This is a genomic window from Plebeiibacterium sediminum (genome assembly GCF_026013605.1).
GTDB lineage: Bacteria > Bacteroidota > Bacteroidia > Bacteroidales > Marinilabiliaceae > Saccharicrinis > Saccharicrinis sediminus.
The window spans coordinates 1-401 of record NZ_JAPDPJ010000349.1 but is presented as its reverse complement, the minus strand read 5'-3'; the positions used below and the strand labels follow the sequence as shown (position 1 = coordinate 401).

1 protein-coding gene is annotated in these 401 nt (G+C 45.4%); it reads right to left on the bottom strand.

What is annotated here, in order from left to right; genetic code table 11:
- On the bottom strand, positions 1–353 hold a 353-nt coding region (locus tag OM075_RS25740), incomplete at its 3' end, for a hypothetical protein (RefSeq protein WP_301193407.1).
- Positions 354–401: the final 48 nt, after the last annotated feature.

Below are 401 nucleotides of genomic sequence, written 5' to 3'. Positions count from 1 at the left end.
TAGATTGCCGTGTCAACGGTTTGCATACGTGCATCTTTCAATGCTTTCTGCACTTCCGGTGGCAATTGCTGTCTGCGAAGTTCAAACTGACCTTTTGAAGTCAGGTCTTTGGTAAGTCCTGTTTTTACAGCCGTACTTCTTGCTCCGGCATTGTATGACCTACGTACAGCACGTTTTCGGCTGGTTCTTCTGCGACTTCTTCGCCCTCTGCGTCTGGTTCTACGGCGTGAGCGACCTAAATCGCCAATACCTTCGACCGCATCGTCCTGGTCTTCTTCTTTCTCTAAAGCATCTTCCTCTTTTTCAAGAATCGCTTCTTCTAAACCCTCTATTTCTTCCATCGAAGGGTACAAATCATTTTGCTCATTAATTTCTGCCATGATAATTTGTTTTGCGGCTTA